Here is a 12,736-nt window from a genome sequence, read left to right as displayed (position 1 = left end):
TGTGCCGGCCCGCGGGATCAACCGCGGCAGACAAGGCCGAAGCGGGTTGCCTGGCAGCCGCGCTTGAGACAGGCGTTGGCGTGGTAGCCCGCCGCCCGGCACAGGCGCAGGGTTTCCGCGAACTGGTCGATTGGATCTGCCGGCGCGGCCGCCGGTTGCGGGGCTGGGCGCTCCGGCGCCACGGGAGCCCGCGCCACCACGCGTTCGCGCACCGGCCTGGAGGCAGGCTTCTGCGCGTCCGGCCGGCTGCGCTTCGCAGGCGCCGCGGCGCTACGCTGTTCGGCAGCGCGGGTTGCGGCGAGCCTGGCGGCGGGCTTGGCGGCAGGCTTTGTGGCGGGCTTTGCGGCGGGCTTCGCGGCGGGCTTCGCGGCGCGCGCCGCCTGCTTCGGGGATGTCGCTACGGCCGATGGCGCCGGCCGCGCGGCTGCCGCAGGCTCGCGCGCTGAAGCCGTCGGGTTCGGCATTTGCGCCTGCGCTTGCACCACGGGCGGCGTATCGGGCGGCGTATCGGGCGGCAGTTCGGGCGGCAGCATCCTGAGCGGCGGCGGCTCGTCCGGCGCCGACACGGGCCCGGTTTCCGCCACGGATGCGCCCTGCGCGGGCGGCGCATCCACAGCCGGCGTAGGGGCGGGGCGCGCGGCGCTGTGGTCGGCCACCACCGCCAGTGTCGACTCGACTTGGGTGTCGCGGTACATCCACACCGCTACGGTGGCGAGCGCCACGGCGGCGGCCAGCCCGGCAGTCCAGCCCAGCGCCTTGCGGCCCCAGCGTTCGGTCCAGGGCGGCGACGCGGGCTCGAGTGGAACGTTCCAGTCCGGTTCGCGGCTGGAGAAGGAGGCCGGTTCCGGCGCGCTGTCGGTGGCCATGTAGGGCGCCTGTGCCGCAGGCTGCTCCCACGCGTGAGCGCGCCGAGGCCGCGCGTCCGGCGGCAACGTCGGATCAGGCCAAGGCGGCTGCACCTGCAGCGGCGCGGCAGCCGGTCGGCTGCGCCAGACGCCCGCGCGCTGGCGGTCGGCCTGTGCGGGCGGCGGCGCTTGGGATGGAGCTGGTAAATCCTGCTCGCGCGCAGGCGCAGCGGGAGTACGCTGGACCGGGCGGATCGGGAGCGCCGACACGCGGGACTGGCTGTCGTCGATGTCTTCCAACAAACGGTTCTTCATGGGCTGACCTGCTTTCGAACAGCCCGAGTGTAGCCCAATCGCCGCGAACGTGGGCGCGGCGCCGGGTGCTGCGGTGCGGCAGGAATGCCGCCGGACCTGCGCGGCGCGCTCAGGTTTTCGCCGGACGGTGGGTGATCACGCGATAGAAGTACCAGGCCAGCAGGATCCCCAGCACGGCTTTCGATACCGGGTCGAGGTACTTGCCGACCTGTTCAAAATTGCTTTCAAGCAAAAAGCCTGCCCCCGTCAGTACGCCGGTCCAGGCCAGCGATCCGATCGTGGAAAACAACAGGAACTGTCCCCACGACATGCAGGCGAGGCCGGCCGGCACCGAAATCAGGGTACGGATCGCCGGGATCAGGCGCCCGAACAGCACGACCGAGCGTCCATGACGGTCGAAGGCCGCGATGGCCTTGTCGATATCCTCGGAGGTGACCGTCATCCAGCGCGCGTGACGGTCGGCAAACTGCTTGAGCCGCTCCTTGCCATACTTGCGCGCACCGTAATACCAGGGCAAGGCGCCAGCCACCGAGCCTGCCGTGCCGGCAAGCAGCACGCCGACCAGGTTCAGGTCGCCGCGCGCCACGACGAAGCCGGCAAAGGGCATGATCAGCTCGGACGGAATCGGTGGAAAGATGTTCTCGACCGCCATCAGGAGGAAGACACCGATATAGCCGCTCGTTTCCAGGAAACTGGTGATGAATTCGAACATGGTGGATGACTGTAGACAAGACAGCCCCTACCCTAGCATGTTGTCAACAATGCCAGCGCCCGCAAGCGTTCCCGCCAGGCCGCGTGCTGGGTGCCCATGGCCGTGGCGGCCCGGCTCCGGTACCATGCGCTCATTCGCGGGAATGTTCAACACACCCATAAAGGACTGCCATTGCTGAAGCTGAGCCTCGATGCACTCGAGATCGTCGAAACCATTGCCCGCAAGGGCTCCTTCGCCGGCGCCGCGAAGGAGCTGTTTCGCGTTCCCTCCACCATTTCGTATACGGTCGCCAAGCTCGAGGATGACCTGGGCGTGCGCCTGTTCGACCGCTTCGGACCGAAAGTGGCGCTGACGGCGGCCGGCAAGGAGTTGCTCAAGGAAGGACGCTACCTGCTGCGCGCCGCCGGCGACCTGGAGTCGCGCGTGCGGCGGGTTGCCTCCGGCTGGGAGACCGAGCTGGCGATCGGCATGGATTCGATGCTGTCCCCAAGCGGCCTGCAGGCTGACATCGTAGCCTTCTACGGCGTGGCCGACCAGACCCGGCTGCGCCTGGTGAGCGAGGTGCTGTCCGGCACCTGGGATGCATTGCTCGACCGCCGCGTCGACCTGCTGGTGGGTGCGGCCGGCGGAGGCCCATCGGGCGGCGGCTACACGGCCGAGCCGATCGGCAGCAGCCGTTTCGTGTTCGCGGTGGCTCCCTCGCACCCGCTGGCCGTCCTCGACCGTCCGCTCGAGAAGGCCGATTTGCTCGAGCACCGTGTGGTGGCGGTATCGGACTCGGCGCGCCAGTTAGGTGCGCGCACGGTGGGCCTGCTGTTCGGCCAGGACACGCTGGCGGTGCCGGACATGGAGACCAAGTATGCCTTCCAGCTGCGCGGGCTTGGCGTCGGCTTCCTTCCCGATGCCTGGGCCCGGCCCGCCATCGAGGCCGGGCTGCTGGTGGAAAAGGAGACGGTCGAGCCCAAGCCCGACGAGACCTTCTATCTGGCCTGGCGCAGCGGCGAGGAAGGCGCCGCGCTGGCCTGGTGGCTGAGGCGCATGCGCGAGTGCGCGCCCTTTGCCCGCATGATCACGCGCCACTGCCACGAGGCGCAACGTGCGCAGGCGGACCGGGCGGCATAGAGCAGGCCGTGCGTCGCCTGTCCGCGGGCTGGCGCCTGCCCCTGCCTCAGGCCGGCAGGTCGAAGACCAGGATCTCGGCCGCTTCCGCCCGCTCCAGGCGCACCGCGTCTTCGCCCGTGATCTTGAGCGCGTCGCCGCCTGCCAGCTGCAGGCCGTTGACGGTGGCGGCGCCGCGGATCACATGCACGTAGGCCTGGCGGCTCGCCGCGAGCGGATGCGCAAGCCGGTCCTCGCCGTTCATGATGGTGGCGTAGATCGCCGCATCCTGGCGCATCGAGACCGAACCGTCACGCCCGTCGCCGGAAGCGATCAGGCGCAGGCGGCCCTGTTTCGAGGCGGCGTCGAAGTGCTTTTCCTCGTAGCCGGGCGGCTCGTTCGTCGTGTTCGGCTCGATCCAGATCTGCAGGAAGTGCACGCCCTCGTCCTTCGAGTGGTTGTACTCGCTGTGCACCACGCCGCTGCCCGCGCTCATGCGCTGCACGTCGCCGTAGCGCAGCACCGATCCGTTGCCCATGCTGTCCTTGTGCTCGAGCGCGCCGTCCAGCACGTAGGAGATGATTTCCATGTTGCGGTGACCATGCGATTCGAAGCCGCGCCCCGGGGCGACGTGGTCTTCGTTAATGACGCGCAGGGGGCCGAAGCCCATGTGCTTCATGTCGTGGTAGTGGCCGAACGAGAAGCTGTGCTGCGATTTGAGCCAGCCGAAACTGGCGGCGCCGCGTTCATTGCTTTTACGGATGTTCAACATGGTGTTCTCCTTTTTCGTAGTTAGACCATCGAAGCGCCTGATCTTCGCCGGGCCCCGCTTCCCTGGCCCTTGCGCCGACTTCGCCTGATGCGATGGAGCCATTATGCGCGCCGTACTCGCCACTGAAAAACGGATAATTTACCGGCCATCCATCGAAATTTTCGATCATCCATGGAAGCGTAGCGCTCAAGGGAAGCGTGTGCACCGGGGCGGCCTCCCTGTGCTCTAATCCGCACATGACCGTTTCGATGGAGCCTGCGATGCAGCCACCCCGCCCCGACCCCGCCGGGCTCGACGACGAGACACTGGCTTTCGTGCGCCGGGTGTTCCAGCATGCGCGCGCGGGAGACACCGCGGCAATGGCCGGCCTGCTGGACCAGGGTTTGCCGCCCAATCTGCGCAACGAACGCGGCGACAGCCTGTTGATGCTGGCCAGCTACCACGGACACGTCGACACGGCGCGGGTGCTGCTGGTACGGGGCGCCGATCCTGAGCTGATGAACGATGCCGGCCAGACCCCGCTCGCCGGCGCCGCCTTCAAGGGCGACCTGGCGGTGGCCACCCTGCTGCTGGAGCATGGCGCCCGGGTCGGCACGGCCGGGCCGAACGGCAAGCAGGCGCTGATGTTCGCCGCCATGTTCAACCGGACCGACATCGTGCGCCTGCTGATGGCGCACGGCGCCGACCCGGCCGTCCCCGATGCCGACGGCGTCACGGCGCTGGCCGCAGCGCAGCGCATGGGCGCGCACGACACGGCTGCCCTGCTGGCAGTGCTCGCCTGAACACGACAGCTGCGTTCGTTTGCCTGCGACAAGATTGCAAACTATATGTGGTTCTGGCGTAATACATTAAAAGAACCCATCGATTCGGCAAGGCAAGCACATGGAACGACCCCGACTTCCGCTGGACGAAGCCCAGCGACTGGCCGCTCTCCACGCCACCCGGCTGCTCGGCAGCGCCCCCGAAGAAAGCTTCGACCGCATCACGCGCACGGCGGCCCGCCTGTTGGGGGTGCCGATCGCCCTTGTGTCCCTCATCGACACGGACCGCCAATGGTTCAAGTCGCGCATCGGCCTGGACGCCTGCGAGACGCCGCGCGAGGTCTCGTTCTGCGCCCACGCGATCCTGGCCGACGAACCGCTGGTGGTGCCCGATGCGGCCCAGGATGCGCGCTTCGTCGACAACCCGCTGGTCACCGGCTCGCCGAACCTGCGTTTCTACGCCGGCGTCCAGCTGTACTCGGTGGACCGCAAGAAGATCGGCACGCTGTGTGTCATCGACAGCAAGCCGCGCCAGCTTGGCCCGGGAGACCTGGACGCGCTGCGCGACCTGGCGCGCATGGTCGAGCAGCTGGTCTACCACCGCCAGCTCGCGATGGCGGCCCAGTCCCTGAGCGAGCGCCTGGAGGACACGGCGCAGGCGCCAGGCGGCCCGGGGGCGGGCGAACTGGCATGGCTGGTCGCGCATGACCTGTTGACCGGGCTGCCGAACCGCCAGGCCATGCTGCGCGCCATCGGGCGCAGCATCGCGCTGTGGCGCTCGGAGGGCACCCAGGCCCTGGTTGCCTGCATCAATGTCGACCGCTTCAAGCATTTCAACGAACTGCTCGGTCACCGCGTGGGCGACGACATCCTGGTTGGAGTGGCCACCAGCCTGCAGGCGCTGCTGCGCGAAGGCGACATGCTGGCCCGCGCCGGCAGCGACGAATTCCTGGTCCTGCTCCATGCGCGCGGCGAGCATCCCGAACCCGGGTTTACCCTGCCTCGCGCGCTCGACCGGATCATGGCGGCGGCCAGCCGGGCGATCCCGACGCCGGGAGGCGAGATCGCGCTCACCTGCTGCATCGGCAGCGCGCTGCTGCCGCAGGACGGCGAAGATGCGGATGCCCTGCTCAACAACGCCGTTACCGCACTGCGCCATGCGAAGACCTTGGGCCGCGGGGCCATGCTGCCTTATACGCCCGGCCTGCGGACCGCGCCAGCCCGCCGCCTGACCCTGGAAAGCCATCTGCGGCGCGCGATCGCGCAAGAAGAGCTGTTCGTCCAGTACCAGCCGAAGGTGGATCTGCGTTCCGGCAAGCTGGCCGGCTTCGAGGCGCTGGTGCGCTGGCGCCACCCGGAGTACGGCACCATCGCACCTGACGAATTCATCCCGATCGCCGAGGAAAGCGGATTGATCGTGGCGATTGGCGAGTGGGTCATGCGCACCGCGGTGGCCCAGCTCGGGGCCTGGCGCGAACAGGGCCTGCCGCTGGCGCCGGTCGCTGTCAACCTGTCGGCGCGCCAGTTCCTGCAAAGCGACGTGATCGCCATGGTGGGCGGCTTGCTGGCCGAATCGGGCCTGCCCCCCGAACTGTTGGAACTGGAACTGACCGAAAGCGTGTCGATGGCCGATCCGGAACGCAGCGTGGTCGTGATGCGCGGGCTGGGCGCGTTGGGCGTGTCGCTCAGCATCGACGACTTCGGCACCGGCTACTCGAGCTTCAGCTACCTGCGTCGCCTCCCGCTCGACAAGCTCAAGATCGACAAGTCTTTTGTGCAAGACATGGCGATCAGCGTCGAATCATCCGCCATCGTGCAGGCGATCGTGGCGATGGCGCACCGCCTGCAGCTGGCCGTGATCGCCGAAGGCGTCGAGGATGCCGACCAGGTCGCGGCGCTGCGCGAGGCGGACTGCGACCAGATCCAGGGCTACTACTACGCCCGCCCGCTGGCGGCGTCTGACTGCCCTGCCTTCATCCTCCAGTACGCGCCTCCGGAGCGCTAGCCTGGCCGGCGCTGGCAGGATTCCTGGTCTGGCGGGACCCTGGTTCCGACTTTTTTGTTGTTCCTTCGCCGTATAATCCATGGGTTGCGTAACAATCCAGAGGAAAACGATGAAAGCAATGCCGCTGTTGCCCCTGTCCCTGCTGCTCCTGTCCGGCGCCGCATTGGCCGACGACGCCGCCATCCTGAAGTGCCGCTCGCTCGCCGACAGCGGCGCGCGCCTGGCCTGCTACGACGCCATCCAGTTGGGCGCCCGGCCGGCAGCCGCATCCGCGACCGCAGGTCCCGGCGCGGCGCCTGCTGGTGCGGCCGCGCCGATGGGCAGCAAGGAGGAGAATTTCGGCATCGAAGCCAGGAAGCAGCGCGAGGAGCAGCCGAAGTCGATCACCAGCACGGTGGTCGGCGACTTCCAGGGCTGGGGCCCCGGCTCGCAGATCCGCCTCGCCAACGGCCAGGTGTGGCGCGTCATCGACGGCAGCGAAGCGGTGCTGCCTCGCACGCAAAACCCCAAGGTCACCATCGAGCGCAACCTGTTCGGAACCCTGTTCCTGAAGGTCGAAGGCACTAACAATTCGGCGAAGGTGCGCCGGGTCCAGTAAGCGGCCGCACCATGTAGCAGGCGATGCCTGGATAGCTCGCCAACGCGGCGTGTGCATCCGGGCAGCCGGTCGCGCAGGGTGCGTAGCCGAGCGCAGTCCAGAAGCCGGCGCTGTCCTGCACCGACACCAGCGCGGAGAAGCCGAATCCCCGTCCCCTCGCTGCGTCCAGCAGGTGCGCTGCCAGCCGTCGCGCCAGGCCCCGCCCGTGCGCGCGCGGATCCACCGCCAGGTCGTGCAGGTACAGCGTGTCGGCACCCGGGGCAGGCACGAAATGGGCGCCGAGCGGCGTGATGTTCCCCATCCGGCCCGGATAGGCGAACAGGTAGCCGCACACGCCCGTCTCGTCCTGCGCGACCACGCAGGTGTCGCCAGCCGTGCGGATGCGCGCCAGCACCACCTGCGGCGCCTCCTGCATCGACGGCGGATAGCACGCCGCCTGCACGCCGAGGACGGCATCCAGGTCGGCGGGGTGCATGGCGCGGATGTGGAATGGGACTGCGGGCCGCATGGGAACGTGGGTCAAAGGGCGGCATGGTAGCACGGCGTCGGCCCCGATTCGTCGTTCGTCGCCGCCGCTTCGTCGTTCGTCGCGCCGCGCTGTCCTGCCGCCCGATGCTTTCCTAGACTGCCCACATTGCCTTATATTCGACAGCAAGGAGAGCAACATGTGGCGCAAGATCACTGACTGGTACAAGGACCTCGAACAGGAGCACCTGGCGATCATGGAGCGGCCGGAGCTGGCCGCCCAGGTGCCTTCCGGCTACCGGCGCAAGCTCGCCGACAGCATCGCTGCCCTGTCGCCGATCGAGCGCCGGCAGATGCGCGAGTTCTCGCTCACCTACCGCGGCCGGCGCCTGTGGATCGCGGTTGCCAAGCTGTGCGCCTGCTTCACGCTGGCCGGCGCCCTGCTGGCCCTGGCCACCGGCAAGAGCTGGATCGCCCCCATCGTCGCCTGCAACGTGCTGGGCTTCGCGATCGTCTTCGGCGGCATCGGCGTCTGGTTCAACGCCAGCCAGTCATTCCGCAACTGGCGCCGGTTCATCGTCGGCATGCTGTGCGGCGCTACGGGAGCCTTCGTCGGCATCGCGCTGGCGGACGGCAGGCCGCTGGCCGAGCAACTGCCGATGTTCTGGCACATGCTGCCGCGCGTGGCCATCATCGGTGCACTGGCGACGGCGCCGCTGCTGGTCATCACCGTCTACCGCCGCCGCCAGCATGCGGCCCTGCTCGAAACGCTGCAGCGCGACGCCGAACGCGAGCGCCTGGCGCGCGAGCTGAGCGAATCGCAGCTGCGCATGCTGCGCGCCCAGATCGAACCGCACTTCCTGTTCAATACCCTGGGCGCCGTGCAGCAGCTGGCCGCCGACGGCGCTCCGCGCGCCGCCGCCCTGACGGCCGACCTGATCGCCTTCCTGCGCGCCAGCTTCAGCGACATGCGCTGCGAGCAGGTCAGCCTGAAGTCCGAGTTCGCCACGATCGAGTCCTACCTGCGGGTGATGCAGGCCCGCATGGGCGCGCGGCTGCGCTTCGAGCTCGTATTGCAGGAGGCGCTGGCGTCCGCCGAGGTGCCCAGCATGATCGTGCTGACCCTGGTCGAAAACGCGATCAAGCACGGCATCGAGCCCGCGCTGCGCGGCGGCGAGATCCGCGTGACAGTCGAGCGCTGCGGCGAGGGATTGCGCGTCACGGTGCACGACAACGGGGTCGGCATGAGCGACACCCCGGGCGACGGAGCGGGCCTGGACAATGTGCGGCAGCGCCTGCGACTGGCTTATGGCGAGGGCGCCAGCCTGGTGCTGCGCGAGGCCGATCCCGAGGCCGGCCTGAGCGCGGAGCTGAACATCCCCCGCATGGCGAAGGAAGCCGCATGACCCGCGTGATGATCGCCGAAGACGAACCGCTGATGCGCGAGCGCCTGGCGGGCATGCTGGCCGCCTGCTGGCCGGAAGCCGAGATCGTGCTGCAGGCCGAGAACGGCAACGACGCCTGGGACGGCTTTCTGGAGCACGAGCCGGAGGTGGTGTTCCTCGACATCCGCATGCCGGGCCTGTCCGGGCTGGAAGTGGCCGAACGCATCGGCGACAGCGCACACGTGGTGTTCGTCACCGCCTACGACCAGTATGCCGTCGACGCCTTCGATGCCGGCGCCGTCGACTACCTGCTCAAGCCGGTACAGCTCGACCGCATCGAGCGCGCCCTGGCGCGCATCCGTGCCAAGCTGCGCGACGCGCCGGCCGACCTGGGCGACCTGCTGCGCCACCTGAAAACCGCCCTGCCCGGCGCCCGCAGCGAAAAGATGAAATGGATCAAGGCGACGGTGGGCAAGCAGATCCGCCTGATCGACGTCGACGAGGTGCTGTTCTTCCAGTCCGACACCAAGTACACCCGCGTGGTGCTGGCCGGTTCGGAAGCGCTGGTACGCATCCCGCTCAAGGATCTGCTTGGCGGGCTCGACCGCGACTGCTTCTGGCAGATCCACCGCGCCACCCTGGTCAACGTCAAGGCCATCGCGGCGGTCGAAAAGCTCGACGCCGAGCGCATGCAGGTGCTGCTGCGCGGCTCGGCGGAAAAGCTGCCGGTGAGCCGCACGTTCACCCATCTGTTCCGCGATTGAGGCCTTCCGGGGCCGGCACGAGTAGCGTGCACGTCTTGACGGCCCCGGCGGCTTGCGCCATGCTAATAGAATGACAACGTCTGCATCGTCCACGAGGCTTGCATGGCGGCGCCACCGGCTCGCGGCCACCCGTCGCAGCGCCCTGCCCGCCGCCAGCAAAGCGCAGGCGTCACCCCGTTTCGATTGACCGCAGGCCACCAACCGACAGGACGACGCATGACCCCCAACGACACCGCCAGGCCGCCGCACGCGCCGACCGAATACATCCTCAACGCCAGCTGCCGCGCCGGGATCGGCATCGTGGCCGCCGTGGCCACTTTCCTGGCCGAGCGCGACTGCTACATCTGCGCACTCGAGCAGTTCGACGACGACTCCACCGAGCGCTTCTACATGCGCGCCGTGTTCCGGCTGCAGGCCGGCTCACCCGGCATCGGCAATATCCGCGAACAGTTCGGCGAGGGCTGCGCCGCCCGCCTCGACATGGCGTGGAAGATCCACGACCCGGCGGACGCCGTGAAGACCGTGATCATGGTGTCGAAGGACGACCACTGCCTCGACGACCTGCTGTACCGCCGCCGCAACGGCGAACTGAACATGTCGGTCACGGCGGTGGTGTCGAACCACCTCGACCTGCGCCCGATGGTCGAGCGCGAAGGCATCCGCTTCATCTTCCTGCCGGTGAACAGGGAGAACAAGGCGCAACAGGAGGCCAGGCTGCTCGAGGTGGTCGAGGAAACCGGGGCCGAACTGGTGATCCTGGCGCGCTACATGCAGATCCTGTCGGACGAGCTGGCGCGGCGCCTGGCCGGCCGCTGCATCAACATCCACCATTCCTTCCTGCCCGGCTTCAAGGGCGCCAAGCCCTACCACCAGGCCTTCGACCGCGGCGTCAAGCTGATCGGCGCCACCGCCCACTATGTGACGCCGGACCTGGACGAAGGGCCGATCATCGAGCAGATGGTCACGCGGGTGGACCACAACTTCCGTCCCGAGCAACTGGTGCGCGTGGGCCGCGACAACGAATGCATGGCGCTGGCCGGCGCCGTGAAGTTCCACATCGAGCGCCGGGTGTTCCTGCACGGGAACAAGACAATCGTCTTCCGCGGCCCATGAAGCGCGCCCAGCGCCTGGTAGCCTGCCAGGCGCCGTATGCACCCCGCATCGTTTTCGGCATTTCTTTCGAGAATACGACAAGTTCCGTCGCGATTGACTCATATCCAGCAATTCAAAGCTGCCTGGCTCATGGGATGTCGTGATATTCCCTCGCATGCCAATACTTTTTCCTAGAATCACTATATGATTCCATAGCTCAAGAATTTTCGTCGCGTCCGCCGTCCCCTATTCATGTCAAGAAAAGTTACCAGCATTGGCCGCGCCTTGGGCTGGATCGTCTGCATTTGTACGATACCTGCAGGTTTCCTTTCCATCCTGGCAGTCGTCTATCATTTCAACTTCGCGCGTGACGAGATCTTCGCCTCTTCGGCGCGCCGCACCGCATCGATCTCCGTCAGCGTCGACACCGCGGTAAAGGGCATCCAGGTCGGCCTGGCGACACTGGCAACGTCCCCCTACCTCGCCAACGGCGACCTGCGCCGTTTCCACTTGCACGCGCGATCGGTCCTGCCTGTCCTGGAAAATGTCAACAATGTCTACCTGACAGACCCGGCGGGACAGCAGCTCATGAATACGCTCAAGCCGTTCGGCACACCACTTCCCCCATCGAACAGCCCGGAACTGACCCGCCGGGTGGCCGGGACGGCAAAGGCCGGGGTGTCCGACGTATTCGTTGGCGCAATCGCACGCGAGCCGCGCGTGGCCATTGCGGTGCCGGTCGTACGCGATGGGCAGGTCGTGATGGTCCTCGCGGCCACGGTTGACCCGGCGCGCCTCACGCAACTGCTGAACCATCAGGGCAGCCCCTCGCACTGGATCGTGTCGATCCACGACCGGACGGGCCGCTTCATCGCCAGGTCGCACGATTCCGCGCGCTTCCTCGGCCGGCCTGCCGCGCCCGACCTGTTGCGCGCCATGCAGCGCGCCCCGCATGGCACGCTGAACGGCGTGACGCGCGAAGGCATCGAGGTGCTGGCCGCGTATACCCGTTCTGGCTACACGGGCTGGTCGGTGGCGGTCGGCATCCCGAAAGCCGGCCTGCTGCACCGGCTGAACCTGTCGCTGCTCGCCGTGCTCGCCGTGCTGGGCCTGAGCCTGGGCGGCGGGCTTTGGACGGCGTCGCGGATATCGGGCCGTATCAAGGGCGCCATCATGGCCTTGATTCCGGCGGCCGAATCCCTGAGCCGTTCAGAGAAGATCGCATTGCCGCCCGATCCCTATGTCGAGACCCGTCTGCTGGGCGAGGCGCTGGAAAGCGCTTCGGCCAAGCTGAGCAGCAGTGAATACCAGGCGCAGCATGACGCCCTGACGGGTCTGCCCAACAGGCTGTTCCTCGAGGAGTTGCTGCCGCGTTTGCAACGCCAGTCGATGCGCCAGCAAAGCGCCCTCACGCTGCTCTACCTGGACCTGGACGGCTTCAAGCACGTCAACGACACGCTCGGCCACCCGGCCGGCGACGAGGTCCTGTCGCGGACGGCCGAACGCATCCGCTCATGCATCCGCGGAGCCGACCTCGGGGCCAGGCTTGGGGGCGACGAGTTCGTCACCATCCTGCCCCACACGAATCGCGCCAGCGCCCTGGAAATCGCTGAAAGGATACGCGAGCTGATCGGCCAGCCCATCGACACCAGCTTCGGCACGGCGCGCGTGTCCGCATCAATCGGTATTGCCTCCTTCCCCGAAGATTGCGACGATGCCGGCGACCTGGTCGCGCTGGCCGACCAGGCCATGTACCGGGCCAAGAACGGCGGCAAGAACACGGTGAGCGTGTACGCCGCGCCCGCATCCGCGCCTGCGCCCGATTCCCTGGCCGCCGCCTAGCGCAGATCCTGCGCTGCGAACGGTATCGGCAAGCGATACCGCGAAGCCAGCAACACGCTACTCCGGCTCCTTTCCTTGCCCC

Annotated in this window: 13 protein-coding genes; 8 read left to right on the top strand and 5 right to left on the bottom strand. The window is 67.8% G+C overall.

The features are described from left to right. Positions 1 to 17: 17 nt before the first annotated feature. Together AC56KL_RS09225 and AC56KL_RS09220 are read right to left on the bottom strand one after the other, a co-directional pair. Positions 18 to 1,160, bottom strand: a complete 1,143-nt coding sequence (locus AC56KL_RS09225; protein WP_497179851.1) for a hypothetical protein — start codon at positions 1,158 to 1,160, stop codon at positions 18 to 20. Between the two features lie 109 nt (positions 1,161 to 1,269). Then, positions 1,270 to 1,872 (bottom strand): DedA family protein, encoded by a 603-nt coding sequence (locus tag AC56KL_RS09220; protein WP_497179850.1) that lies wholly within the window; start codon positions 1,870 to 1,872, stop codon positions 1,270 to 1,272. A 171-nt stretch (positions 1,873 to 2,043) separates the two neighbouring features. On the opposite strand from AC56KL_RS09220, the gene AC56KL_RS09215 reads away from it, so the two are divergent. Further along, positions 2,044 to 2,994 carry a LysR substrate-binding domain-containing protein gene (locus AC56KL_RS09215; protein WP_497179849.1) on the top strand — a complete coding sequence of 317 codons (951 nt, stop codon included), beginning with the start codon at positions 2,044 to 2,046 and terminating at the stop codon, positions 2,992 to 2,994. Between the two features lie 46 nt (positions 2,995 to 3,040). Here the strand turns inward: AC56KL_RS09215 and AC56KL_RS09210 are convergent, their stop codons facing one another. Next, positions 3,041 to 3,742: a pirin family protein gene (locus tag AC56KL_RS09210; protein ID WP_497179848.1), complete on the bottom strand. Its 702-nt coding sequence runs from the start codon at positions 3,740 to 3,742 to the stop codon at positions 3,041 to 3,043. Next, the gene (locus AC56KL_RS09205) at positions 3,726 to 3,911 is read right to left on the bottom strand and encodes a hypothetical protein (RefSeq protein ID WP_497179847.1); all 186 of its coding nucleotides are present in this window, start codon (positions 3,909 to 3,911) and stop codon (positions 3,726 to 3,728) included. Before AC56KL_RS09205 ends, AC56KL_RS09210 begins: the two co-directional genes overlap by 17 nt. 91 nt (positions 3,912 to 4,002) lie before the next feature. Between AC56KL_RS09205 and AC56KL_RS09200 the strand changes: the two genes are divergently transcribed. The 3 genes from AC56KL_RS09200 to AC56KL_RS09190 all read left to right on the top strand — a co-directional run bounded on the left by AC56KL_RS09200 (position 4,003) and on the right by AC56KL_RS09190 (position 7,106). Beyond that, the gene (locus AC56KL_RS09200; protein WP_497179846.1) at positions 4,003 to 4,524 is read left to right on the top strand and encodes an ankyrin repeat domain-containing protein; all 522 of its coding nucleotides are present in this window, start codon (positions 4,003 to 4,005) and stop codon (positions 4,522 to 4,524) included. Between the two features lie 100 nt (positions 4,525 to 4,624). After that, positions 4,625 to 6,508 (top strand): putative bifunctional diguanylate cyclase/phosphodiesterase, encoded by a 1,884-nt coding sequence (locus AC56KL_RS09195; protein ID WP_497179845.1) that lies wholly within the window; start codon positions 4,625 to 4,627, stop codon positions 6,506 to 6,508. Between the two features lie 109 nt (positions 6,509 to 6,617). After that, a complete protein-coding gene (locus tag AC56KL_RS09190; RefSeq protein WP_497179844.1) occupies positions 6,618 to 7,106 on the top strand; it encodes a hypothetical protein in 489 nt (162 codons plus the stop codon). Here the strand turns inward: AC56KL_RS09190 and AC56KL_RS09185 are convergent. Further along, positions 7,072 to 7,581: a GNAT family N-acetyltransferase gene (locus AC56KL_RS09185; protein ID WP_497179843.1), complete on the bottom strand. Its 510-nt coding sequence runs from the start codon at positions 7,579 to 7,581 to the stop codon at positions 7,072 to 7,074. The two genes, AC56KL_RS09190 and AC56KL_RS09185, sit on opposite strands and share 35 nt — an antisense overlap. Before the next feature lie 190 nt (positions 7,582 to 7,771). Here AC56KL_RS09185 and AC56KL_RS09180 point away from each other — a divergent pair, with 190 nt between their 5' ends. The 4 genes from AC56KL_RS09180 to AC56KL_RS09165 all read left to right on the top strand — a co-directional run bounded on the left by AC56KL_RS09180 (position 7,772) and on the right by AC56KL_RS09165 (position 12,654). Further along, positions 7,772 to 8,977: a sensor histidine kinase gene (locus AC56KL_RS09180; RefSeq protein WP_497179842.1), complete on the top strand. Its 1,206-nt coding sequence runs from the start codon at positions 7,772 to 7,774 to the stop codon at positions 8,975 to 8,977. Then, complete coding sequence (locus AC56KL_RS09175) at positions 8,974 to 9,720, top strand: LytR/AlgR family response regulator transcription factor (protein ID WP_497179841.1); 747 nt, start codon at positions 8,974 to 8,976, stop codon at positions 9,718 to 9,720. Before AC56KL_RS09180 ends, AC56KL_RS09175 begins: the two co-directional genes overlap by 4 nt. A gap of 216 nt (positions 9,721 to 9,936) precedes the next feature. After that, complete coding sequence (gene purU, locus AC56KL_RS09170) at positions 9,937 to 10,833, top strand: formyltetrahydrofolate deformylase (RefSeq protein ID WP_497179840.1); 897 nt, start codon at positions 9,937 to 9,939, stop codon at positions 10,831 to 10,833. Between the two features lie 231 nt (positions 10,834 to 11,064). Then, entirely contained in the window at positions 11,065 to 12,654 is a 1,590-nt protein-coding gene (locus tag AC56KL_RS09165) for a diguanylate cyclase (protein ID WP_497179839.1), read from the top strand. The last annotated feature ends 82 nt before the right edge of the window (positions 12,655 to 12,736 follow it).

It is taken from the genome of Telluria sp. ZB4P34 (assembly GCF_059686055.1).
The sequence above is the reverse complement of the archived record's forward strand: the minus strand, read 5'-3'. Positions and strand labels throughout refer to the sequence as shown.

Excerpts from the sequence above, each read along its gene's own strand:
- AC56KL_RS09205 (WP_497179847.1), bottom strand. The coding sequence starts at position 3,911 with ATGATCGAAAATTTCGATGGATGGCCGGTAAATTATCCGTTTTTCAGT.
- AC56KL_RS09220 (WP_497179850.1), bottom strand. The coding sequence starts at position 1,872 with ATGTTCGAATTCATCACCAGTTTCCTGGAAACGAGCGGCTATATCGGT.
- AC56KL_RS09210 (WP_497179848.1), bottom strand. The coding sequence starts at position 3,742 with ATGTTGAACATCCGTAAAAGCAATGAACGCGGCGCCGCCAGTTTCGGC.
- AC56KL_RS09175 (WP_497179841.1), top strand. The coding sequence starts at position 8,974 with ATGACCCGCGTGATGATCGCCGAAGACGAACCGCTGATGCGCGAGCGC.
- AC56KL_RS09200 (WP_497179846.1), top strand. The coding sequence starts at position 4,003 with ATGCAGCCACCCCGCCCCGACCCCGCCGGGCTCGACGACGAGACACTG.
- AC56KL_RS09225 (WP_497179851.1), bottom strand. The coding sequence starts at position 1,160 with ATGAAGAACCGTTTGTTGGAAGACATCGACGACAGCCAGTCCCGCGTG.
- purU (WP_497179840.1), top strand. The coding sequence starts at position 9,937 with ATGACCCCCAACGACACCGCCAGGCCGCCGCACGCGCCGACCGAATAC.
- AC56KL_RS09195 (WP_497179845.1), top strand. The coding sequence starts at position 4,625 with ATGGAACGACCCCGACTTCCGCTGGACGAAGCCCAGCGACTGGCCGCT.
- AC56KL_RS09165 (WP_497179839.1), top strand. The coding sequence starts at position 11,065 with ATGTCAAGAAAAGTTACCAGCATTGGCCGCGCCTTGGGCTGGATCGTC.
- AC56KL_RS09190 (WP_497179844.1), top strand. The coding sequence starts at position 6,618 with ATGAAAGCAATGCCGCTGTTGCCCCTGTCCCTGCTGCTCCTGTCCGGC.
- AC56KL_RS09185 (WP_497179843.1), bottom strand. The coding sequence starts at position 7,581 with ATGCACCCCGCCGACCTGGATGCCGTCCTCGGCGTGCAGGCGGCGTGC.
- AC56KL_RS09180 (WP_497179842.1), top strand. The coding sequence starts at position 7,772 with ATGTGGCGCAAGATCACTGACTGGTACAAGGACCTCGAACAGGAGCAC.